Source organism: Pseudomonas sp. QS1027, from assembly GCF_002814235.1.
Lineage (GTDB): Bacteria > Pseudomonadota > Gammaproteobacteria > Pseudomonadales > Pseudomonadaceae > Aquipseudomonas.
The window spans coordinates 65541-88992 of the sequence record NZ_PHSU01000017.1 but is presented as its reverse complement, the minus strand read 5'-3'; the positions used below and the strand labels follow the sequence as shown (position 1 = coordinate 88992).

The following is a 23452-nucleotide window of genomic DNA, read 5'->3' as shown; positions in this document are numbered from 1 at the left end:
TCATTCTCAACACGCGGCGTCACATTTTGAAAATCGAAGACTTGTCAGCCTTGCACATGGCACCTGACCCGTTGCGACTCCTCTCCCAGCAAAGCCTGGGGTTTTTCGCAGCCGGTCGTGCACAGGCTGCAGCGTTCACGAAAGAAACAGCCTTCCGGAAGGCGGCGGTTGCCCGGCAATTCGGTCGGCGCCGCCACCTGTTCCGCCTGCAGGGGCACGCCGAGTCGCGGCACCGCTTCGAGCAGCAGGCGGGTGTAAGGATGACGTGGCTGCTCAAGCACCTGGGCGGCGCTGCCCAGCTCGACGATCTGCCCCAGGTACATCACTGCCACGCGGTCAGCCATATGCCGCACGACCGACACGTTATGGGAAATCAGGATGTAGGTCAGCTTGCGCGCGCGTTGCAGCTCCGCCAGCAGGTTGAGGATTTGCGCTTGAACCGAGATATCCAGGGCCGAGGTCGGTTCGTCGAGGACAATGATGTCCGGGTCTGATGAGCGGGCCCGGGCAATCGCGATCCGCTGGCGCTGTCCACCGGAGAACTGATGGGGGAAGCGGTCCAGGTACTCCGGGCGTATGCCCACCTGGGACGCGACCCTGGCGGCGATATCGCGCATTTGCCCGCGCGCTGCATGGCCCCTGGCGTACAGCGGCTCGGTGATGATTTTCCAGATCGGCAGGCGTGGGTCGAGAGAGGATTGCGGGTCCTGGAACACGATCTGAACATTGCTGCTGCCTTGGCCGTCGCTGCGGGCGGCCCAGTTCAGTGCGCCGCTGCTCGGTGCCAGCAACCCCATCAACAGCTGGGCCAGGGTGCTTTTACCGCAGCCCGACTCACCGACGATACCCAGGGTTTCGCCGGCCCTGACTTGCAGGTCGATGCCATTCAGCGCATGGGCGTAACCCCTAGGCCGGCCCAGCCAGTCGTTGCTCACCGGGAAACGTACGCGTACATCGTCCAGCCGGAGAATCTCGGGGGCCATGTCGGTCACGGCGTGAATCACGGCACTGTTCATCACGAAAGCTCCTTGACCGGTAACCAGCAGGCGCTTTTGCGTTGCTCATTACCGTTGATGGGGTTGAGGCTCGGGCGCTGGGCGCAGATCGGCATGCTGTGCGCGCAGCGTTCCGCGAAGGTGCAGCCGGCGGGCAGGGCGGCCAGGTTCGGCACTTGCCCGGGAATGGTCATCAGCGGCTGCCCCGGCTCGACCATTTCCGGCAGGCCGCTGAGCAGCCCCTGGGTATAAGGGTGTTGCGGGTTGCTCATCACCTCGGCGGTGAGGCCCTGCTCGACCACGGCCCCGGTGTACATCACATAAACCCGGTCGCAGAACTGCGAGACCAGGGCCATGTCATGGGTGATCAGCAAAATGGCGGTGCCTTTCTGCCGGGCCTTCTCCCTGAGCAGCAACAGCACCTGGCGTTGCACGGTGACGTCGAGGGCGGTGGTCGGTTCGTCGGCGATCAGCAGTTGCGGTTCGCAGGAGAACGCCAGCGCGATCATCACCCGTTGACGCATGCCACCGGACAGCTCGAACGGATAGCTTTCCAACACCTGCTCCGGGCTGGCGATATGCATGTCATGCAGCAGCGCGATGGCCTTGAGGCGGGCCTCGGCGGCGCTGATCTTCTGGTGATGGATGATCACATCGAGCATTTGCCGACCGATGCGCCGGGTCGGGTTCAGGGCGGTCATCGGCTCCTGGAAAATCATCGCGGCATCGCGGCCGCGGATCTGCAGCAGCTCCTTCTCGGAGGCCGCCAGCATGTCGCGATCGAGCATGCTCAAGCTGCCGGCGGTAATGCGATAACTGCGCTCGGGCAGCAGGCGCATGCTGAGCATCGCCGTGACCGACTTGCCCGAACCGGATTCGCCGACCACGCCGACGATTTCGCCGGGATTGACGTGCAGCGAGACGCCGTTCAACGCCTTGACGTTGTTCTTGTACGCCGGGAATTCCAGGCTCAGGTTGTCGATGGCCAATACGGGTGTGGAGGTCGGCATGGTCATTTCCCCTGTTGCCGTGGGTCGAGCAGATCGCGCACGCCATCGCCCAGCAGGTTGAAGCCGGTGGCGGTGATCAGGATCGCCAGGCCGGGAAAGGTCGAATACCACCAGTTATCTAGGATGTAGTTGCGCCCGGTGGCGACCATCGCGCCCCATTCGGCGGTCGGTTGCTGCGCCCCCAGGCCGATAAAACCCAGGGCCGAGGCCATGAGAATGGCGCTGCCGATATCCAGGCTCAGTTGCACCAGCAACGGCGGCATGGCGTTGCGCGCCACGTGCCAGTGGACCATGTGCCAGCGCCCGGCGCCGAAGGTCTGGGCGGCCTTGACGTAGCCCATCTGGCGGATGCTCAAGGCCTGGCCGCGGGCCAGTCGCACATAGGACGGAATCCGCACCAGGGTGATCGCCAGCATGGCGTTGAACAGGCTCGCCCCCAGCGCCGCGGCCAGGGCCATGATCAGCACCAGGGAGGGCACCGACAGCATGATGTCCATCAGGCGCATGATCAGCGCGTCGAAACGCCCACCGATCACGCCGGAAAAACAGCCCAGCAAACCGCCGATAAAACAGGAGGCAAAGGCCACGAACAGGCCGACGCCCACCGACTGCTGGCTGCCGAACAGGACGCGGCTGAACAGGTCCCGGCCGACCTCGTCGGTGCCGAACCAATGCTCGGCGGACGGCGGCATCAGGCGGGCGGCGAGGTCCAGCGCGTTGGGGTCGTGGCTGGCCAGCCAGGGGGCGAAGATCATGCACAGCAGGACGATCAGGCTGATGGTGAGGCCGGCCATGGTCAGCGGGCTGCGGCGGATCTGGTAGGCCAGGTAGGCGAGTTTTTCGCGCCATTGCGGGCCGCGTGCGGCGGTCAGGGTCACGGACATTTCAATTCACCTCGCCGATGCGTGGGTCGATCACGCGGTACAAAAGATCGATGGCCATGTTCAGCAGCACATAGATGAATGACACCAGGATCGCGAAGCCCATCACCGCCGGGAAGTCCAGCGACTGGATCGACTTGACCACATAGGCGCCCATGCCGGGCCAGGCAAACACGGTTTCGGTCAGGACCGCGCCGTACAGCAGGTCACCCAGGGTCAGGCCGAGCACGGTCACCGAAGGGATCAGGGCGTTGGGCAGGGCGTGGCGCAGGATCACCGTCCAGCGCGACAAACCGTAGGCGCGGGCGGTGCGGATGTAGTCCTCGGACAGTTGCTCGAGCATGGCGGAACGGATCTGCCGGGCGACCACGCCGAGGGTCACGAAGCCCAGGGTCGCGGCCGGAAGAATCAGGTGTTGCAGCACATCGAGAAACAGCCCGCCGTCACCGGCAAGCAGCGAATCGATCAGGTAGAAACCACTGAAGGTCGGCGGCGGTGCAAGCCCCTCGGACAACCGGCCACCGCCGGGCAACCAACCGAGCTGGCCGTAGAACAGCACAATCGCCCCCAACCCGAGCCAGAAGGCCGGGGTGGAAATACCGGTGACCGCGAGTGTCCGGGCGATCTGGTCAATGGCCCGGTTGTGATAGACCGCCGACAGCACCCCCAGCGGCACGCCCACCAGGATCGCCAGCACCAGCGCCACCAGCGCGAGCTCCAGGGTGGCCGGGAAGAACGCCTGCAAGTCTTCGAGGACCGGACGGTTGGTGCGGATCGAAGTCCCCAGGTCGCCGTGCAGCAGGTCCATCAGGTAACGGCCATATTGTTGATACAACGGCAGGTCCAGGCCCAACTGGTGACGGATGCCCGCCACCAGCGCATCGCTGGCACGGTCGCCGGCGATCAGTCGGGCCGGGTCCCCGGGAATCAGGTGCGAAATTGCAAAGGTAATCAGCGAAACGCCGAACACGACCAACACCAGGCCGAGCAGGCGCTTGCGCAATAGAGTCAGGAAGGCCATTGGGCACCTCAGTCACAGCAACGACGAGAATCAGACGCCGCGCCAGCCGCGAACGGCCGGCGCGGGGGAGCAGGTTTACTTGCTCATGCTGCCCAGGTTGAAGACCTGTTCGAGCATCGGGTTGAACACGTAGCCTTTGACCGAGTCACGCATCGGCAAGGTGTAGCTCTTCTGATAGAGGTAGGCGTAGACGCTGTCCTTGAGCACCCTCTTCTGCGCCGTCTGGTACAGCTCGACGCGCTTGGCGGTGTCGCTGGTGGCGGCCGCTTCGCGGATCAGCTTGTCGACTTCGGGGTTGCTGTAGAACGAGCGGTTGCCTTGCAGGCCCTGCATCTTCGAGTCGAACCAGAAGTTCATGAACATGTAGGGGTCGGCAAAGTCCGGGCTCCAGGCGCCCGAGGCGATGTCGTAATCGGCCTGGCCGACGCGCTCGCGCAGGGTCGCGTTGGCGAGTTTTTCCATCTTCAGGTTGATGCCCAGGGGGGCCAGTGCCGCTTGCAGCGTCAGGCCGATCGGTTCCCAGTTGGGATCCTTGTCCGAGTACATGTAGCTGAGGGTGGTGATTTTCTGCGGGTCCTTGGCCAGGCTGTCCTTGGCGCCAGCGAGGTCCTGTTTCATCGGCGGCAACGAACTGTCGTAGGCCCACATGCCGTCCGGGATCGGCCCGTTCATCAGCTTGGCCTTGTCCTTGAGAATGCCTTTGACGATGCCGTTGTAATCCACCGCCTGGGTAATCGCCCGACGGGCATCGACGCTGGCCAAGGGACCTTTCTTGTTGTTCAGGTAGAGGTAGGTCACCCGCAACGACGGGAATTCCCGGACCACGACGCCGGACTTCTTGGCCAGCGCGCCGAGCTGGTCTTCGGGCATGTCTTCGATGATGTCCAGGTCACCGTGTTCCAGTTGCAGGCGACGCACGGAAGGCTCGGCGATGATCTTGACCACCACGGTTTTCAGCGCGGGCTTGGGCCCGGCGAAGTAGGTATTCGGTTCCAGGGTCAGCGACTGGCCTTTCTGCCAGGTGCTCAGGCGGAAGGGGCCGGAGCCCGCGGTGTGGCTGGACAGCCAGGCATTGACGTCGGGTGTCTTGGTCACCACATCCGGGTTGATGATCGAGGCACCGTTGTGGGCCAGGGTAAACAGGAACGGCGCAAACGGTGTTTTCAGGGTGAAACGGATGGTCTGCGGATCGACCACCGCCACCACCATGTCCTCGGGGAAGGCCCCGGACGGCCCCTGCTTGAGGGTCATCAGGCGATCAAAGGAAAACTTCACCGCGGCGGCATCCACCGGGGCGCCGTCATCGAACTTGTTGCCGGGTTTGATCTTGAATTCCCAGACCAGGTTGTCCGGGGAAACGGTCCAGCTTTCGGCCAGGTCGCCCTGGACTTCGGTGCTGCTTTTATCGCCCTCGACCTTGTAACCGACCAGGCGTTGATACGACGGATAGGTGATGGTCCAGTCGTTGTTGTCAAAGGTCACGGCCGGGTCGAGGGTCTGCGGGTCGGCGGGTTTGCCGATGACCAGCGTGTCTTTGGGCACCGCCGCGGTCGCGGCCTGCCAGGCGCCGAGGCTCAAGGCGCTGCACAGCACGCTCAGCAGCAGTTTGCCGGTGCCGGGAAAGGGTTTGCGGGTCACGGTGTTCGTTGGGTTCATGCCGGTTTCCTTGATCATTCGATGTATGGAAGTTCGTCAGGTTTTTTATAAAAGCTATAACCGGGCAGTTGCAGGTGAAGCCTGAGTAACGCTGTCTTGTTGTTGTTTTCAGCCGCACCGGAAGTGGGCTGTGCTGTGCTGCCTGCGAAACTCTGTGGTTTCGTCAGTGTTGGCGTTGCGGTCCGATGGGTTTGTCAGGGTTGTGGCTTACACCTCTTCCAGCAGGGGGTAATCGTCGGCATTCGGTAGTTCGTAATGCCACCATTCGGTATCGATCGCCTGGAACCCGGCGCCGAGCATGATCCCCAGCAACAGCAGGCGATTGCGTTGCACGTCGGCGGGCAGGTCGGGGTAGAACTGATGGGAGCGTTCTTCCATGGCGTCGAAGGCGGTGCCCATGTCCAGCGGCTCGCCATCGGCGTCCACCAGGGTCAGGTCCACCGCCACGCCACGGCTATGGTGGGAGCCCAGATGCGGGTCGCGCACGTAGTCGTTGTTCGGCAAGGCTTCCCATAACAGGTACTGGGCATAGGGCGGGCGGTAGGCGTCATAGATGCGCAGGGTCAATCCGGCCAGGCGCGCCAGGTGGCTGGCCTTGTTCAAACAGTCGGCGGCTTGACGATGCAGCAGGCAACGGGCAGTCGGGTAGATCACTCTTCCAGCCAGGTTGTCTGCGCTGGCGTAGATCAGGTCGATTTGCACCTGATAACGCTGGGCATCAATCTCTACAAGGGGGCTGTTGTTCACACAAACACTCCAGTTGGGATTCGCAGAGGCGGTGGGTCAGCCTTCGAACTGGCCGAAGGCTTTTTGCAATTGACGGTTCTTGGCCAGGCGCTCATCGAGACGCTCGCCATATTTTTCCGCGACGGCCGAGACCACCAGGTTCAGCAGGCAGGCCAGTGGAGCGGGGGAGTCCCAGAACTGGCCGACATCGGTTTTCAGTTGCAGCAGATCCAGCAGCGGGTAGTCCCGGGCCCAGGGGCATTGCAGGTCGGTGATCAGGGCCAGGGGAAGGTTGTTTTCCAGCGCCGCGTCACAGAAGGTCTGGGTCACGCTGGAGTACGCGCGGAAGTCGGCAATGATCGCGTAGGGATTGGCAAAGCCGGAGTTCAGGGTTTCCGCGTAGATGCCTGAAAGGCCATCGACGTAGTAGACCTTGGGACGAATGTATTCGAGGTGGCTATGGAAGGCCGTGAGAATCCCGCGGGTCGACTGGATCCCGAGAATGAACACCGCATCGGCTTCATGGATGCGCTGGACGATCCTGCCAAAGGCCTCGCTGCGCGCCAGGCCATAAGCGTGCTGGATGGCCTCGATCTCGCGACTCATGGAGCGGTCGAGCGCGTCGTCCTGGTTGGTTTCGGCGCGAAAGGCGGCAATCCGGTCGGTGATCAGCCATGAGCTCGGCGCTTCACCGCGCAGGCTTTTTTTCACCTCATCGAGGTTGCGGTAACCCAGGGAGCGCAAAAAGCGCCCCACGGAAATCCCGGTGGTGGAGGCTTGCTGCGCGATGCTGTCGGCCGACTCGAACGGCAGTTGCTCCGGATTACCCAGCAGATAGCTGGCGATGCGCTTGCCGGTGGGGGTCAGGCTGGAGAACTGTTGCTCCAGTAACAGAAGAAAGCTGTTCTTTTCCGTGGACATATCGGCGCGCCGGGATTGTTATGTTTGTGTCATTTTGTGCTCTGTTGTTATAAACATAACATCGGCTTTCGAAGCAACACAACGCCTTTTTCAGACGATCTCACAGGGGGGCAGTCAGGTTTTGTGTGCGGACGGGGCCGATGGCCCCGTCCGGAAACAGCGATTACTCGGTTTTCGCCGCCATCAAGGTATTCAGTTCGCCGTAGGTATGGGCTTTCAAGGCGTGGGTATCGAGCTGGCCGTTGTCCAGGAAGCTGCGGACCAATGTGCCCATGGCGCCGTGCAGGAACTCGGCGATGCTCGAGCCCGCGCTGAGGCGTCTGACACCCAGACGCTGCAATTCGGCAGGGGAAGCCAGCCCGTCCCGGGACAGCAGGTTGACCGGCAGTGGGGTGGCCCGGCAGATCGCGGCAATTTCGTTCGAATCGACCACGCCCGCGGCAAACAGCCCATCCGCCCCGGCGCCGGTATAGAGTGCGGCGCGTTTGAGCAGTTCTTCAAGACGCTGTTCGGCGGGGAACAGGTTTTTCAGGTAGACGTCGGTGCGTACGTTGATGAACAGCTTGACGCCCGTCTGGTTCGCCACCTTTCTCGCCACATCGATCTTGCGCACCAGCAGCTCTGGCGAGCCGAGGCCGTCTTCGATATTGATCCCGACCGCCCCGGCGGCGATCACGGCGTTGATCACCTGGCCGACCTGCTCCAGGTCATCCGAGTAGCCGGCTTCGATATCCACCGTCAGCGGTACGCTGAGCACCCGTGCCATCGACTTGACGGTGGTGCTCAGCAGATCGAGAGGCAGCTGGTTGCCATCCTGGTAGCCATGGGACCAGGCCATGGCGGCGCTGCTGGTGGCCACGGCCTTGCCGCCGAGGCGTTCGACGATGCGCGCACCGCCCGCATCGGCCACGTTGGCCAAAACCAGCAGTCCATTCTGATGCAGGCTGTGAAAAGCGTTATCCAGTGCGGTCATGACCATTCAACTCCTTTGAAAGTTATATTTTTTAATGACAAGGGGCGGCGCGTAGGGGCCGGTTATTACAACGATTCGATAGACTGAAGGTTCGCTGCGAATAAAAGAATATGTCCCGGCAAACAGGGTCAGGGGAGAACACTGTTTCAGGGATAGGCCGATAACGGAATTATCTTGGAGTCATACACTTCGCGAAGTGTGATGGATGTTCTGATTTGCGTAATACACGGAATCTTGCGCAGTGTTTTTTCAATGAACACAGTATATAAGGCAATGCTTTTGCAGACGATTTTTACCAGGAAATCATAGTCGCCCGTCACGTTGTAAAGGGCCACGACTTCCGGGCACAAGGTGATTTTCTCTTCCAGCTTGCGGGTCACTTCTTCGGTATGCGAATCGACAGAAAGATGAACGAAGGCAGTGACTTCGAAGCCCAGGGCTTCCTTGTTGAGCATGGCTTGATAGCCTTGGATGAAACCCTCTTCTTCAAGGCGTTTCAGACGGCGCCAGCACGGTGTCTCACTCATGGAAAGAACTTCCGCAAGTTTCGATGTGGTGGTAAGGCAATTAGCCTGCATGATACTCAAGATTTTTAAATCTATTGCATCAAGCGCCATAGAGTTCTTTTTCAAAACAGAATCCTTTCTAGATTGCATCGGCAAGTACAACGTCCATCTTCATTACGATGCCATTGATTTTTAGGTGATGCAATTTTTTTTCAGACGGGCGGGCAGGCGTCGGCCGGAAGTGATTCTGAATGTCACTTGGAGGTTACAAAATGTCGCCCAAACAACCGTTGAAGTCATGGGGCAAATAGAGAAGGCAGGGGGTATGCGCTGTTAACACGAGTTGTTGATACAGACTGGTAATACCAGGGACACACTTGTGGCCCTGGGGTTCGATGATTGACGGACGGGGGATCAGGCCTGCGCGCCGCTGGCGCTCATCCCGCCGGCAGCGGCAGTTGCGCTTTGCCGGCTCGCGGAGCGGGCCAGAAGCGGGGTGGCGATGCCGGCCAGGGCGAAGACGATCGCCAGGCCGATCCAGCCGGTGGAGCCGCCTTCCACGACAGCGATGGGCAGGATCCCGGGGAACACGACGGTCATCAGGTTCGCTCCCAGGGCATAGACGCTCAGGTAGTAGGCGCGATTTTCCGCCGGCGACAAGTAATACGAAATGCCCCACGCACCCGCGCATTGCCATAGTTCGCCAAACGTCATCACCACACAGGCGAACAACAGGATGCCGGCGACCAGGTAGGAGGGTTGCTCCGCGGTGGTGAAGGCCACCAGTGCGCAGGAAAGCGCCAGTGTGACCCCAGCGTACAGGTGCTTGCGGGCCGCATAGATGACCTCATTGCCGCGCTTGCTGAAGTGCAGTTGCAGGGTAATCGCCATGATGCCATTGACCACCAGGATGATACCGATCAATGACTTCGGTGCCTGGGTCTTGGTCAGCAACCACAGGGGAATGGCGATGGTCATGACCGCCTGATGCAACGACAGGATGCCATTGCACAGTGACAGCGAGAGGAAGTTCAGGTTCTTCAGCGGGTGCGCGGGCGGCGTCACGCGCTGGGTTTGTGCCGGCTCCTTGGGAGTGGAGTGAGGCAGCTTGGCGGTGACCAGCAGGATCGCGGAAATCAGGAACGCCAGGGCGTTGGCGATCAGCAGGCCAATCACCCCGCCCGGACCGCTGGTGAAGCTGACCACGATGGAAAACACCCCGGCGGCCAGCATGTAGGCGACGTTCCTGACGATCGCCACCTTGGACATCGTCTTCACATAGGCGTCCGCCTTGACCGCCGACCCCACCAGCGACTGGATGATGGGCCAGACGGCCTGCTCGACGCAGCCGATAAAGCAGGCAATCAGCAGGAAGGTGTAGAACTCGTTGACGAAGGGATAGATCAGAAAGCCGATCATCCGCCAGACCTGCAGGAAAGCCAGGACCCGCGCGGCGCCCAGGCGATCCGCCAGGCGGCCGATGGGTACCGCGCAGACCAGGCCGCAGAGGCCGGCCAGGGCCAGGCCGATACCGACCTGGACGTTACTCAGGCCTACGACCTGGGTATAGAAAAAGGTCGCGCCGGCGAGAAAAAGTCCGCGGCCGGCGGCGTCGACGAAGGCGATAAGCAGGAGCAGCAGGGAGGCTCGGTCGTCTGAAATGGGTGCCTTGGCAGAGACGTGATTGCGCACGGACATCAGGCTATTCCTTTAGATAAAAACCTGCGCGCCCTCCAGAAACCGACAGATGCCTGGCGGGGCAGGAGGGCAGGGCACGGGGTTGAACATTGCCATGCCTGGCGGAGGGCGAACCCCTCCGCGCGGCAACCGACTCAAGCCTGCAAGCGTTGCTGCAGACTCAAGGGACGCATGTCGGTCCAGACTTCCTTGATGTGCTCCAGGCACTCGGACTTGCTTCCACGCTTGCCCGCCAGGCGCCATCCACCCGGCAGCGGCAGGTCGGCCGCCCAGATGGAGTACTGCTCTTCAGCGTTGGCGACGACCAGGTAAACGTCCTGGTCTTTATCTTCAGTGGTCATGGTTGCACTACCTCGGAATTGAAAGTGGTCGTTAGATTTTTCTGATAATCAGCATGTACATCTGGCCGTGCAGGTCTGGAAATTTGGCCTTGAAGGCCAGGTCCATATCCAGCAGATTCCTGATGCGGTCCGGGCCGTCCTGTTGCAGGTCGAGTTCATAACCCAGGGATTCCGGGAACAGGCCCACGCCCCTGATTTCCTCGACGACAAAGCCTTGCGCGGCGGCAATCCGGCTGACGTCGGCGCGGCTGATGGCGTTCTGGCGCATCAACTCCTTCTGTTCGTGGGAGTAGATGGAGAGGTAGGTCAGGTGCGGGCATTCGATGTCCCAGGTCGAGATGACGCAGAACCCGCCGGGCACCAGGCAGCGATGGATTTCCGACATGACGGTGGGGAAGTCTTCCCGGGGGAAGTGTGCCGCGGTGCCCATCATGCAGGTGATGAGGTCGAACTGGGTGCTCTCGAACGGCAGGGCCCGGGCGTCGCCCTGGTGGAAGTTGGGGTTGAGTGCGCCGTTGCTTTTCTGCCGGGCGTATTCCACCGCCATGGGTTCGAGGTCGACGCCAAAGGCCTGGATGCCTTGCTGGGCCAGCAGGGTCGGGTAGCGGCCGGTGGCGGCGCCGATATCCAGGCTTTTGCCGAACGGACCGTAGTGCTTGATGCAGTCGAGCATGTTGACCAGTTCCAGGGATTTTTTCGCCTCGTCTTCAGGGACGGAACAGTCATAGCGCATATACGCGGCCACGTCGTAGTCGAGCTTGGCATCGGCGACCTTGTCGACGCTGTCCAGGGCGAACTCGGCAATGATCGACAGCAGGCGCTGGCGGTGCTCGGCCACCGACGTCAGCTCCGTGGTCCGCGGGTGCGCGGTGGTGTCTTGCTGGGCAAGGTCGAAACCGCGCTGCGAGACCGGGCTGAGCAGTTCGAGGATCAGGCTGCCATACCAGTCCTTGTCTTCGGCGCCGGTCTGGGCCGTGAGCACTGAAGGCTGGTTGTTGAGGTTCTGCAGCCTGGCGCAGACATCCAGGTAATTGGGGTTGAGGGTAAACACCACCTCGTAGTACTTCTGGGCTTCGGTGATGGAACCTTGTTCCTCATGGATGCGGCCCAGGGTGTAGAGGGTTTTTTTCGCCTCTTCGGTGACGGTCAGTTCCCGTGCCCGACGGAACGCGGACTTGGCCGCGAACGGCAGGCCGGCCTTGAGAAAGCTTTCTCCGGCGAGAGTGAAGCTCTTCAGTTTCATCCGTTCATCCTGGCCGGCCCAGGTGAAGTGCCGCGCGGCCTGGTGCCATTCCTGGCGCTGCTGGTGAGCCTGGGCCAGGAGGAAATGGCTGGTGTAGTGCTTGGGAAAGAGTTGCACGTCTTCGCTGAGCAGCTTGATGACGAGCTCTTCCAGGTGCTCCTGGCCCAGCTTCAACGAGCCTTCATTCAGCCAGTTCACGGCATATTCGGTGAGGCCCGTCTGGCTCAGGCTGGCGAGGGTTTCGCTGACCGCGAAACGTTGTTCCGCGACACTGTCCAGGCGCTCGGCGCTGGATTGCAGGACGCTGATATGTTCGTTGTAGGCATCGTGGGCGTGGTTGGCGAGCAGTTTGACGGTGCCGTCGGTGCAGCCTGAAACAATGATCGAGCCGTTTTCCGAAATGGCCAACGCCCAGACCTCGCCATCCACTTGCCGGGACCAGAGCGGTTTGCCGTGGTGGTTGAGCAGATGGATCTTGCCGTCCAGCGAGCCGATGGCCGCGGTGCCGCCCTGGGAGAGCGCGACGCTGGAAGTCCGGGCGTATTGCTCCTGCCCGCTGAGCACACGGTCCTTGAACGCCAACAAGCGATCGCTATGGCCCGAGTCTTGCGGATGCGGGTCGCGGGTCTGGCTGAACTGATAGGTGTTTTCCACCCGCGTGACGATGTGGCGCGTCTGGTTTTTGCAGAGGATGGTCAGGCGCGCACCATCAGCCGAGAGAGTGACGCTGTAGACCGGCGACTCCAGGACGGCGTTGAACAGTTCCTTGCCGTGGGCATCGAAGAGATAGGCCGTGCCGGTCCCATCCAGGGGCCGCTGGGTACCCACCGCGACGTGATGCGTGGAAGCGATCGCCGTGGCGGTGACGTCATCGGCAAACCGATGGGACCAGTGCAACTCGCCGTCACGGGACAGCACCGTCAGGTGGCGGTTCTTACAGGCAACGGCGAGCAGCGCGACGTCCGCCGTGATCGACAGGCTGACGACCGCGGAACCGAAGTGCCGACTCCAGAGTTCGCTGTAAGGGGTTTCCAGGAACAGCGGGGTCGGGTGGGCGACTTCGCTCAAACCATGGGCCATGGTTGCCGAAGCGCGTTGCACTCGTGCCGGGGTGTAGACATCAGTGTTGAAGTTGGTCATGGAATTTCCTTATCAAACCATCTTGTTTGTTCGGTTTTTAATTGAAGAACTTGCAGATATAGGGCGTGGCAGCTTCGAGAATGCTGTAGTGGTCGGCCTTCAAGGCGTGGGCGATAAACGACTGCTCGCACCATGGCTGCCACCGCTCGCGAAGTTCGGCACTTTCTTCTGTGTGCAGTAACGTCAGGTTGCTGTTGATCCCGGTTTCAGGGAGGTAGGCGTCCAGGGCCTGCTGGTTGGCCTGGAAGACCTTCAGTCGGCGCATCAGTTGCGGGTCGTCCAGGCTGTCCGGGATCAAGCCGATCCGCCGCGCGGCGGCGATGGCCAGAAGGTCCCGGTCCGGATGCTCGATCAATTCGCTCATCTCGCTGGCCGAGAACGGCAGGCTCAGGGAAAGCGAGTGGGCCATGTCCATCAGGTAGGCACCCAGCGGCCAGGTCTGCGCCTGTGCCGGACGGCCCGGTGCAGGGGCATCGACCAGCAACAGCCGGCGCACTTGCAGGTCGCGCATTTCAAGTTGGCGGGCCATCTCGAAGGCAATCACTCCACCCATCGACCAGCCACCCAGCAAGTACGGACCCTCGGGTTGAACCTGGAGCATCTCCTCGATGTAGGTCACGGCCAGTTCTTCCACGGTTTCGATGGCCCGGGCAGCGCCTTCGAGGCCCTTGGCCTGGAAGGCATGCACGCTCAAATCGTCGGGCAACAGCTGGGAAAGCTTGATATAGGGCGATACCACGCCGCCGACGGCATGCACCAGGAAGAGGTGTTTGTGCGTCCCTTCCTTGAGCCTGATACGGGTCGAGTTGCGTTCGCCGAGTCCCTGGCTGATGGTCTCGATGAAGGTGCCCAGGTCCGCCGACTCGAAGACGTCGCGTACGGAGGCCGCGAGTCCCAGTTCGCGGTTGACCTGGTCGATCATTTTCATCGCCAGCAGCGAGTGCCCGCCCTTGTGGAAGAAGTTGTCGTTCAGGCCGATCACCTCAAGCTTCAGCGTGCGCATCCAGATAGCGGCCACGCTTTTTTCCAGTGGCGTGCTCGGGGCGAGTCGTGGAGCAACGGGTTCCAGGGCCGTGGTGACCGGCTGGGGCAGTCCGCGCCGGTCGACCTTGCCGTTCGAGGTCAATGGCAGCTGGTCGAGGAACTGGAATGAGACATCCGCCATGTGGCTGGGCAGCGTCTGGGCCAGGAAGGTTCTCAGCTCGGCGGTACTCGGCTGCGCTCCGGCAACGGCTACCAGGTACGCCGTGAGGGTCGGGTTGTCCGCTTCGCTGGCGTTCACGCTGACGACGGCCTGACTGATCCGCGGGTGGGCGCACAGCTGCATTTCAATCTCGCCCAGCTCGACCCGGAAGCCGCGCAGCTTGATCTGCTGGTCGTTGCGGCCCAGGTATTCGATATCGCCGCTGGGGCGGTAACGGGCGGTATCGCCGGTCATGTACATGCGGCTGCCCGGTGTGCCGTGGGGGTCGGGCAGGAACCGCTCGGCGGTCAGGTCCGCACGCTTCAGGTAGCCCCGGGACAGTTGCACGCCGGCCAGGTAGAGATTGCCGGTCACACCGATGGGAACGGGTTGCAGCGCCTCGTCAAGAATATAGGTCCGGGTGTTCGCGACGGGCCGGCCTATCGGCACGGCATGGCTGGTGTCATCGGGCTGGCAATGCCAATGGGTGACGTCGATGGCGGCCTCGGTCGGGCCATACAGATTGTGCAGTTGCGTTGCCGGGTACCGCTTGAAGAAAGCGTTCTGCACCGAGGTGGAAAGCGCCTCGCCACTGCTGAACACCCGGCGCAGAGAGTGGCTATGACTGGCCTGGGTGCAGGCCATGTAGGCGCTGAGCATCGAGGGGACGAAGTGCGCGGTGGTCACGCCCTCGCGTTCGATCAGGGCTTCCAGATAGCCCGGGTCCTTGTGCCCTTCGGGTTTGGCCAGCAGCAGGCGAGCGCCCACGGACAGCGGCCAGAAAAACTCCCAGACCGATACGTCGAACGCAAACGGGGTCTTTTGCAGCACCCGGTCCGTGGCGTCCAGCGAGTAGGTGTCCTGCATCCACAGGATGCGGTTGATGATCGCCTGGTGGCTGTTCAATGAGCCTTTCGGTTTGCCCGTCGAGCCCGAGGTGTAGATGCAGTAGGCCAGGCCGGCCGGGTCTATCGAGCGCTCGGGGTTGGTTTTCGGGTGGCGTGTAAACAGCGCCGCGTCCGCGTCCAGGCACAGGCTGTCGGTATTGCGCAGCACGGCCCGTTCGGACAGGCTCCGTTGCGTCAGGGTCATGACCGGCGCGGCATCTTCGAGCATGTAGGCAATGCGCTCGTCGGGGTAGTGCGGATCGATCGGCACATAGGCGCCGCCGGCTTTCAGGATCCCCAGCAGGCCGATGGTCATCTCGAAGCTGCGTTCGATGCAGATCGCGATCAGATCGTCCGGCCGCACACCCTGTTGAATCAGGTGATGGGCCAGTTGGTTGGCTTTCTCGTTGAGTTGCCGATAGCTGAGGTGTTGTCCTTCAAAGCTGACCGCGATGGCATTCGGGGTTTGCTCGACCTGTTGTTCGAACAGCTGGTGCAGGGCCGCCACGGGAGGGAAATTCACCTCGGTTGCGTTCCACTGTTCGAGGATCCGGGTTTTTTCCGAGGCTGACAGCAGGTCCAGGGTCGTGATGGTTTTCTCGCAGTCGCCGACGACCGATTCCGCCAGGGTTTGAAACTGTGTGGCCAGGCGTTCGAGGGTGGCGGCGTCGAAGAGGTCGCAGTTGTATTCCCAGCGCAACTGATAGCCCTGGGCCGACGGTGTCAGCTCCAGGCTCAGGTCGAACTTGGCCGTCGTGGCGCCAATGTCGAAAGCGCCGATAGCCAATCCGGGCAGTTGCAAGGCCTCGGGTGCGGTGTTCTGCAGGACGAACATCACCTGGAACAGCGGCGAGCGGCTCATGTCCCGGGGAACATCCAGGGCCTCGACGACTTTTTCGAATGGCAGGTCCTGGTGGGCGTAGGCGCCGAGGGTGGTGTTCCTGACCTGTTCCAGCAACTGGCGGAAGGTCGGGTTGCCCTCGAGGCGCGTGCGCAGGGCCAGGGTGTTGACGAACAGGCCGATCAAGGGCTCGACTTCGGCACGGGTCCGATTGGCGATGGGCGTGCCGACGACGATGTCGTGTTGACCGCTGTGGCGGCTCAACAGCAGGTTGAACAGGGCCAGCAGGGTCATGAACGGCGTCGCGCCGAGGCTCTGGCTCAAGCTGTCGATCTGCCGGGACAGGACCGGGTCCAACGTCCGGCTGATCACTTCGCCGCGATAGGTCTGGATCGCCGGGCGCGGTCGGTCGGTTGGCAGCTCGAGGCTGGTGGGGGCCTGGGCCAGTTGCTGACGCCAGTAACCGGTCTGTGCCGCGAATACGCTCGGTGCCTGGGTTTCCCGTTGCCAGAGGGCGTAGTCGCTGTACTGGATCTCCAGGGGCGGCAGGGGTGATGCCTGGCCCGTCGCGAAGGCCTGGTAGAGGGCCATGACTTCACGGGTGAGCACGGCGATCGACCAGCCATCGGCAACGATGTGATGCACGGTAAACAGCAGGATATGGTGCTGGTCGGCGACCCGCAGCAGCGAAACCCGCAGCAGTGGGCCGTCCTCCAGGGAGAACAGGTGCCGGGCGTCCCTGCGTGCCTGATCCCGGGCCAGTGACAGCGGCTGCGGGGCATGGCGCAGATCGGTATAGATCAGGGTGTCGGGCACCTGCGGGTGAACGAAGCTCACCACCTGACCGTCTTCTTCCAGGGCAAAGGTCGTGCGCAGGGGCTCGTGGCGCTGGATCAATTCGTCCAGGCAGTGTTGCAGCACCGACACGTCCAGCGGGCCGCGCAGTTCCAGGGCCAGGGGAATGTTGTAGGCGCTACTCGAACGATCCAGGCGGTTCAGGAAGAACAGACGTTCCTGGGCAAAGGACGCAGCTTTCACACCCGCTCCGCTGCCGGCGGCGACGATGGCCGGCAGGGCCGCGGCGGGGCTTGTATTCAGGCGCGGCAGCAGTTGTTCGATCGTCGGCGCTTCAAACAGGGTGCGCAGGGCCAGGTCGACATTCAGTTGCTTGCGAATGCGCGAGACCACCTGGGTGGCGAGCAGGGAGTGCCCGCCGAGTTCGAAGAAGTCATCGGTGATACCGACCCGGGGCAGGTTCAGGACATTCGCCCAGATCGTGGCGAGCTGCCTTTCACTGTCGCTGCGGGGGGCGACATAGTGGTCTTCGAGGGCGTCGGCCTCCGGCTGCGGCAAGGAGCGCTTGTCGACCTTGCCGCTGGGGGTCAGGGGCAAGGATTCGAGGATGACGAAGGCGGTCGGCACCATATAGTCCGGCAGCGTCCGTTTCAGATGCTCCTTGATGTCCGCGATCACCAGGGCGCAATCGCCTTTGGCGACCAGGTAGCCCACCAGCTTTTTCAGCCCCGGACGATCTTCCCTGACCACCGCGGCCGCGCTGGCCACCGTCTCCAGGGCCATCAGCGCCTGCTCGACCTCGGCCAGTTCGATACGGAAACCGCGAATCTTGACCTGATGGTCCGAGCGCCCCAGGTATTCGATATTGCCGTCGGGCAGGTAGCGCGCGACGTCACCGGTCTTGTACATCCGTGCCCCCGGCGTGAAGCCGTGGGGGTTGGGCACGAAGCGCTCGGCGGTAATGTCCGGGCGTTCCCAGTAGCAGCGGGCCAGGTGAATACCGGCAATGTAGAGGTCACCTCGGACCCCGACGGGAACCGGCTCCAGGCTGGCGTCGAGGACGTACATCTGCGAGTTGAACAGTGGTTTGCCGATAGGCGGCAGCGCCGGCCATTGCGTGGCGTCGCCACTGAGCCGGTAGCCGGTGACGAAGTGCGATTCCGTCGGGCCGTACTGGTTGTGCAACAGGCCATCAGGCAACTTCTGGAACAGCTCGACGACTTCCTGGGTGACTTGCAGTTGCTCCCCGCCGCAGACGATCTCCTTCAGGCAGGCCAACTGATCGAGGTCCCGGGCGGCATCGGCGATGCCTTGCAGGGCCACGAAAGGGATAAACAGGCGGGCGATGTCCTGTTGCTGGATAAGCGCCAGCAGCAGTACCGGGTCGCGGCGGGTTTCTTCGCTGACCATGACCAGCGTGCCGCCGCTGGCCCAGGTGGAGAAGAACTCGTCGAAGCTGACGTCGAAACTCAGCGGCGAGAACTGCAGCGTGTTGTCGCCCTGGCCCAGGCGTGATTCGGTGAGTTGCCACTGGACCAGGTTGGTCAGCATTTCGTGGGTCAGGGCCGCGCCCTTGGGTTGGCCGGTCGAGCCCGAGGTGTAGATGACGTAACACAGGTCCAGCAGGTTCTGCGGCTTGGCCGGATTTACCGACGGCTCATCCCAGGCGCTGGCGCACTGGTCCATGCAGACGATGGTGTTGCTGCACCCTTCGACACGGGGGCGCAGGTCGGTCTGGGTGACGATCAGGTCGGCGCGGGCATCCTGGGCCATGAAGCGCAGGCGTTCGGTCGGATAGCTCGGGTCCATGGGCACGCACACGGCACCGGCCTTGAGGATAGCGAGAATCGCCACGGGCACGTGCATCGAGCGTTCCAGGCAGATCCCCACCAGGGTGCCCGGGCGGACGCCCGAGCGCTGCAAGTAGTGGGCGAACTGGTTGGAGCGCGCCTCCAGTTGCTGGTAGGTCATCGACTCGCTGCCGAATACCACCGCGGGCAAGCTGGCACATTGCTCGCTCATTTCGGTGAAGAGCTGATGCACCGCCAGTGGACGATAGTCGCGCTGCGTTGCGTTCCAGTCGTGGAGGATGCGTTGCTTTTCCTCCACGGTGATCATCGGCAAGCGTTGGATCGGCTGTTGTGCGTTGTCCACCGCCGAACGGGCCAGGGTTTCGAAGTGGCTGGCCATGCGTTCGAGGGTGTCGGCGTCGAAGAGGTCGCAGTTGTATTCCCAGCGCATCTGGTAACCCTGGGCCGACGGGGTCAGTTCCAGGCTCAGGTCGAACTTGGCGGTGCTCGACTCGACGGCAAAGTGGCCGATCTCCAGGCCCGGCAGGACCAGTGCCTCGAGTGGGGTGTTCTGCAGGATGAACAGCACCTGGAACAGCGGTGAGCGACTCATGTCCCGGGGGATGGCCAGGGCCTCGACGACTTTCTCGAACGGCAGTTCCTGATGGGCGTAGGCGTTGAGGGTGGTGTCGCGAACCTGCTCCAGCAGTTCGCTGAAGGTCGGGTTGCCCTCCAGACGGGTACGCAGGGCCAGGGTGTTGACGAACAGGCCGATCAGCGGCTCGACCTCGGGACGGGTTCGATTGGCGATCGGGGTGCCGATCACGATGTCCTGCTGGCCGCTGTAGCGGTTCAACAGCACATTGAACAGCGCCAGCAGGGTCATGAACGGCGTGGCGCCGAGGGTCTGGCTCAACGCATCGATCCGGGCGGACAGCGTCTTGTCCAGCGCGCGGCTGATGACCTGGCCACGGTAGGTCTGGATCGCCGGGCGCGGCCGATCGGTCGGCAGCTCCAGGGTGGTCGGGGCCTGGGCCAGGTGCCGGGACCAGTAGGCGACCTGTGAATCGAATTCGAAGGGCGCCTGCCACTGTCGTTGCCAGAAGGCATAGTCGCTGTACTGGATTTCCAGGGGCGGCAGCGGCGAGGGCTGACCCTGGGTGAAGGCCTGGTAGAGGGCCATGACTTCACGGGCGAGCACGGCGACCGACCAACCATCGCCGATGATGTGATGCAGGGTCAACAGCAGGACATGTTGCTGGTCGGCGACCTGCAGCAGCGAGGCCCGTAGCAACGGACCCAGCTCCAGGGAAAACAGCTGTTGCGCCTCGGCATTGGCCCGGGCCTGGGCGAGCAAAAGCGGCGTCGAGTGATGACGCAGATCGCTATGGACCAGTTGACCCAGGGCTTCGGGATGAACCCGGGCTTGTGGCTTTCCGTCCTCGTCGAGGGTGAAGGTGGTGCGCAGGGACTCATGGCGGCGGATCAGTTCATCCAGGGCCTTGTGCAGCGGCGCAATCTCCAGCCGCCCGTTCAGTTCAAGGGCCAGCGGAATGTTGTAGGCCGCGCTGGCCGGCTCGAAATGATTCAGGAAATACAGGCGTTCCTGGGCAAATGACAGCGGCTGGGGTTTTTCCGGCAGCGAATACGGGACGATCGGCGGAGTCTGTCGAGCCGTCTCCGAGCCCAGGTGGGCGATCAGTTGCGCAATGGTCGGCGCTTCAAACAGTGCGCGTACCGAGAGCTCGACCTGCAGGGTCTTGCGCAGCCGGGAGACCACCTGGGTGGCGAGTATCGAGTGGCCGCCCAGTTCGAAGAAGTTATCGGTGATGCCGATGTTTTCCAGCTTGAGCACTTGTTGCCAGATGTCAGCCACGGCCTTTTCCATGGCCGTGCCGGGAAGAGCGCCGTGTGCGCTTTGTGGCGTTACGCTGGGGGCCGGCAAGCGCTTGCGGTCGATTTTGCCGTTGGGGGTGAGGGGCAGTTGCTCAAGGACCACGAAGTGATTCGGAATCATGTACCCCGGCAGGGTCTGTGCGAGGTGTTGGCGCAGTTGCGCCGAATCGGCCGAATACTGCTCGCCGACCAGCAGGTAAGCCACGATCTGCTGCTCGCCCGGCTGATCTTCCCGAACGATCACCACGCCCTGGCGCACATCGGGGTAGCTGACCAGTTGGGTTTCGATTTCCCCCAGTTCGATACGGAAGCCGCGCACCTTGACCTGGTGATCGATGCGTCCGAGGAATTCGATTTCACCGTTGGGCAGCCACCTGACCAGGTCGCCGGTCTTGTAAAGACGTTCTCCCGACGCCGATCCATAGGGATCGGGCACGAACTTCTCGGCGGTCAGGTCCGCCCGATTGAGGTAACCCCGGGTGACGCCTTCGCCGCCGATATGCAGCTCGCCCGGACTGCCGATGGCACACAGGCGGGCGTTTCCATCAAGGACACGCAGCACGGTATTGGCAATCGGGCGGCCAATGGAACTGGTGTCGTCTGTCACGCGGCTGATGGCCGACCAGATGGTGGTTTCGGTCGGCCCGTACATATTCCACAGCGACTCGCTGCGTTGCAGCAGCTTGTGCGCCAGGGCCGGTGCCAGGGCTTCGCCACCGCAGAGCACCTTGAGCGCCAGGGTGCTGGGCCAGCCGGCTTCAAGCATCAGCCAATAGGTCGAGGGGGTGGCCTGGATCAGGGTGACATCCTGGTGGATGGCCAGCTTGATCAATGCCTGCCCGTCGGCGGCCGCTTCGCGTTCTGCCAGGACCAGGCTGGCGCCATTGATCAGCGGCAGGAAAAGTTCGAGGACGCTGATATCGAACGAAATCGAGGTGACTGCCAGCAGCCGGTCCTGGGCCGTGATGCCGGGCTGCGCCGTCATCGAGCGCAGGAAGTTGACGACCGCCCGGTGCGGCACCTGGACGCCCTTCGGCAAGCCGGTGGAGCCCGAGGTGTAAATCACATAGGCCGTGTTCAGGGCGGCGACGGGGTAGCGGATAGCGGAGGAGAGAGTCTCGGGTTCAGCGTTGTCGAGCAGGACAATGTGGAGCGCTTCGTCGCTGAACGCCTCGGCGTACGGACGCTCGCTGAGCAATACCTGCGCACGGGAATCCTGGAGCATGTGCAGCAGGCGGGCATGGGGGTAGCCGGGGTCCATCGGCACATAGGTCGCGCCGGCCATCCAGGTACCGAGCAAGGCTGCGACCATGGTGATCGAGCGGTCGAGGCAGACCGCCACGCAGGTCTCGGGACCCGCGCCCAGCGCCACCAGCCGTGCCGCGATGGCCCGTGCCTGCTGCTCAAGCTGGCGGTAGCTGACCTGTTGTCCGGCGCAGAGGATGGCGGGCGCGTCGGGGGTCAGTTGCGCCTGGGCCAGGAACAGGTCATGCACGCATTGATCGTCGCTGAGCAGGTAATTGGAGGTTGCCGCTGGCGCCAGTCGGGACAGCCGCTCTTCCTGGGGCAACAGTTCGAGGTCGCCGATACGGGTGTTGGTGTCGGCGACGATGGACTCCAGCAATACGCGGTAGTAGCCGCTCAGGCGCTCGATGGTGGCCTGGTCATAGAGTGCGGTCCGGTATTCGAAGAAGCCCCCCAGCAGGCCCTGGCTGGTGTTCATTTCGAGGGACAGGTCGAACTTCGCGAAGCGGCTGTTTTGCGCCAGTGCGCTGGCGGTCGTTCCGCTGAGTGTCAAGGCCTCGGCCACGTCCTGGTTGAAGAAGGAAAACAGGACCTGGAAGATCGGTGAGTGGTTGAGCTCCCGGGCAGGGCGCAGCGCCTCGACCAATCGTTCGAACGGGATGTCCTGGTTCAGGTCCGAATCGAGCAAGGTCGATTGGGCCTGTTGCAGGTAGTCGGCAAAGGGTTGCTCCGCGCGCATCTGGCTGCGCAGCACCAGGGTGTTGACGAAGAAGCCGATCAGCGGCTGGATTTCCGCGCGATTGCGATTGGCCACCGGGTAACCGACGCTGATGTCGGGCTGATTGCCCAGGCGGAACAGCAGCGTGTTGAAGGCGCAGATCAGCGTGGTGAACAGGGTCGTGTGGTGACGCTGGCTGAGTTGCTGGAGTTGTGTCGCCAACTCGGCGGGAAGGCTGAAATAGACGCGGTTGCCGGCGTAATCGAGCCGGGCCGGGCGGGGACGGTCGGTCGGCAGTTCGAGGACGCTCGGTGCATCCTTGAGCTGGGTTTCCCAGTAGTCCAGTTGTGGTTGCAGCACCTCGTCCTGCAGCCATTCCCGTTGCCAGACGGCGTAGTCGGCGTAATGCACTTCCAGCTCTTGCAGGTCCGCCGCGACGGCGTGCAATTCGGCGTTGTAGAGACGGCTCAGCTCGTTCAACAACACCGCCATGGACCAGCCATCGGCAACGATATGGTGCAGGGTCAGCAGCAGAATATGTTCGTCTGGCTGGACTTCGATGGCCGTGGCGCGGATCAGCGGGGCGCTTGTCAGGTCGAAGGGCTTGGCCGCTTCTTCATCCATGAACTGTTGCAGTGTGATGTTCTGTGCCAGGAGTGCCGCCAGTTGGACAGGCTTGATCTGCAACGCGGCCTTGCGGGCGACCACTTGCACGGGCAGGTCGTTGTCCACGGCGAACGTGGTGCGTAGCGCTTCATGCCGCTGGATGATGGCGTTGAGGCTGCGCTCCAGGACGTCGAGCCGCAGCCCGCCCTTGATCCGGCAGGCCGCCGGAATGTTGTACAGGCCCGTGCCGGGTTCATATTGCTCAAGAAACCACAGGCGTTGTTGAGCAAAGGAGGTACTGAATTGATCGGCTGACATGACTCAAACTCTCTTTTTATTCCCTGTTCGAGGTTTCCCGGTTCTGGAAGCGGCGCCTGGCG

General features: G+C 62.4%; 13 protein-coding genes. All 13 read right to left on the bottom strand.

Features of this window, described 5'->3' with window-relative positions; genetic code table 11:
* Positions 1–44: 44 nt before the first annotated feature.
* Positions 45–1016: an oligopeptide/dipeptide ABC transporter ATP-binding protein gene (locus CWE01_RS16725; protein ID WP_100941648.1), complete on the bottom strand. Its 972-nt coding sequence runs from the start codon at positions 1014–1016 to the stop codon at positions 45–47.
* A complete protein-coding gene (locus CWE01_RS16720) occupies positions 1016–2011 on the bottom strand; it encodes an ABC transporter ATP-binding protein (protein ID WP_177410489.1) in 996 nt (331 codons plus the stop codon). The genes CWE01_RS16725 and CWE01_RS16720 overlap by 1 nt, the downstream gene beginning before the upstream one ends.
* Complete coding sequence (gene ddpC / locus CWE01_RS16715) at positions 2008–2889, bottom strand: D,D-dipeptide ABC transporter permease (RefSeq protein WP_100941646.1); 882 nt, start codon at positions 2887–2889, stop codon at positions 2008–2010. The genes CWE01_RS16720 and ddpC overlap by 4 nt, the downstream gene beginning before the upstream one ends.
* Before the next feature lies 1 nt (position 2890).
* Positions 2891–3907, bottom strand: a complete 1017-nt coding sequence (locus tag CWE01_RS16710; RefSeq protein ID WP_100941645.1) for an ABC transporter permease — start codon at positions 3905–3907, stop codon at positions 2891–2893.
* Between the two features lie 75 nt (positions 3908–3982).
* Positions 3983–5563 (bottom strand): ABC transporter substrate-binding protein, encoded by a 1581-nt coding sequence (locus CWE01_RS16705; protein ID WP_100941644.1) that lies wholly within the window; start codon positions 5561–5563, stop codon positions 3983–3985.
* 207 nt (positions 5564–5770) lie between these two features.
* On the bottom strand, positions 5771–6310 hold the full coding sequence (ddpX, locus tag CWE01_RS16700) for a D-alanyl-D-alanine dipeptidase (RefSeq protein WP_100941643.1): 540 nt from the start codon (positions 6308–6310) through the stop codon (positions 5771–5773).
* A gap of 36 nt (positions 6311–6346) precedes the next feature.
* Positions 6347–7210: a MurR/RpiR family transcriptional regulator gene (locus CWE01_RS16695; protein WP_100941642.1), complete on the bottom strand. Its 864-nt coding sequence runs from the start codon at positions 7208–7210 to the stop codon at positions 6347–6349.
* 163 nt (positions 7211–7373) lie between these two features.
* On the bottom strand, positions 7374–8183 hold the full coding sequence (locus CWE01_RS16690) for an isocitrate lyase/phosphoenolpyruvate mutase family protein (RefSeq protein ID WP_100941641.1): 810 nt from the start codon (positions 8181–8183) through the stop codon (positions 7374–7376).
* Between the two features lie 146 nt (positions 8184–8329).
* A complete protein-coding gene (locus CWE01_RS16685) occupies positions 8330–8815 on the bottom strand; it encodes an Lrp/AsnC family transcriptional regulator (protein ID WP_177145813.1) in 486 nt (161 codons plus the stop codon).
* Positions 8816–9103: 288 nt separating this feature from the next.
* Entirely contained in the window at positions 9104–10387 is a 1284-nt protein-coding gene (locus CWE01_RS16680) for an MFS transporter (protein WP_100941640.1), read from the bottom strand.
* 134 nt (positions 10388–10521) lie between these two features.
* Entirely contained in the window at positions 10522–10728 is a 207-nt protein-coding gene (locus CWE01_RS16675) for an MbtH family NRPS accessory protein (protein WP_100941639.1), read from the bottom strand.
* A gap of 31 nt (positions 10729–10759) precedes the next feature.
* Positions 10760–13111, bottom strand: coding sequence for a methyltransferase domain-containing protein (locus CWE01_RS16670; RefSeq protein WP_100941638.1), 2352 nt, complete (start codon positions 13109–13111; stop codon positions 10760–10762).
* Positions 13112–13148: 37 nt separating this feature from the next.
* On the bottom strand, positions 13149–23390 hold the full coding sequence (locus CWE01_RS16665) for a non-ribosomal peptide synthetase (protein ID WP_100941637.1): 10242 nt from the start codon (positions 23388–23390) through the stop codon (positions 13149–13151).
* Positions 23391–23452 lie beyond the last annotated feature (62 nt).

Coding starts and splice junctions, on each gene's coding strand:
- CWE01_RS16725 (WP_100941648.1), bottom strand. CDS start 1,016: ATGAACAGTGCCGTGATTCACGCCGTGACCGACATGGCCCCCGAGATT.
- CWE01_RS16720 (WP_177410489.1), bottom strand. CDS start 2,011: ATGACCATGCCGACCTCCACACCCGTATTGGCCATCGACAACCTGAGC.
- ddpC (WP_100941646.1), bottom strand. CDS start 2,889: ATGTCCGTGACCCTGACCGCCGCACGCGGCCCGCAATGGCGCGAAAAA.
- CWE01_RS16710 (WP_100941645.1), bottom strand. CDS start 3,907: ATGGCCTTCCTGACTCTATTGCGCAAGCGCCTGCTCGGCCTGGTGTTG.
- CWE01_RS16705 (WP_100941644.1), bottom strand. CDS start 5,563: ATGAACCCAACGAACACCGTGACCCGCAAACCCTTTCCCGGCACCGGC.
- CWE01_RS16695 (WP_100941642.1), bottom strand. CDS start 7,210: ATGTCCACGGAAAAGAACAGCTTTCTTCTGTTACTGGAGCAACAGTTC.
- CWE01_RS16690 (WP_100941641.1), bottom strand. CDS start 8,183: ATGACCGCACTGGATAACGCTTTTCACAGCCTGCATCAGAATGGACTG.
- CWE01_RS16680 (WP_100941640.1), bottom strand. CDS start 10,387: ATGTCCGTGCGCAATCACGTCTCTGCCAAGGCACCCATTTCAGACGAC.
- CWE01_RS16675 (WP_100941639.1), bottom strand. CDS start 10,728: ATGACCACTGAAGATAAAGACCAGGACGTTTACCTGGTCGTCGCCAAC.
- CWE01_RS16670 (WP_100941638.1), bottom strand. CDS start 13,111: ATGACCAACTTCAACACTGATGTCTACACCCCGGCACGAGTGCAACGC.
- CWE01_RS16665 (WP_100941637.1), bottom strand. CDS start 23,390: ATGTCAGCCGATCAATTCAGTACCTCCTTTGCTCAACAACGCCTGTGG.